The organism is Caballeronia sp. GAWG1-1, assembly GCF_023631465.1.
GTDB lineage: Bacteria > Pseudomonadota > Gammaproteobacteria > Burkholderiales > Burkholderiaceae > Caballeronia.
In genome coordinates this window covers 1-301 of record NZ_JALQDB010000129.1, presented here as the reverse complement: position 1 = coordinate 301, position 301 = coordinate 1, and the positions used below count along the sequence as shown (strand labels likewise).

General features: G+C 58.1%; 1 protein-coding gene. It reads left to right on the top strand.

What is annotated here, in order from left to right; genetic code table 11:
- On the top strand, positions 1-301 hold a 301-nt coding region (locus NCT03_RS33750; protein ID WP_250495522.1), incomplete at both ends, for a hypothetical protein.

The window sequence follows — 301 nt, the reverse complement described above, 5'->3', positions numbered from 1 at the left end:
CATATGACTCGATGAACCTGGTGGGCTACGAGCAGCACTTCGACCCGAACGGGCGCATTGTTTCCTCCAAGCACTACCCTCCGCATGACAGCCCGGACGTGATCACTCAATACGCGCCTGACGGCAGCCGTCAGGTCATGAGGCCAAACAATGGTCAGCCCGTAATAGAGCACTACAATGCGGACGGGCAACTGACGCAAAAACAATCGCTCCTCGACGCCGGGTTCCGGACAGACAACTACGACGCGCAGGCCGGCCGCGTGGTCAACACGAATATGCGCAACAAGGACGGCAGTTATTC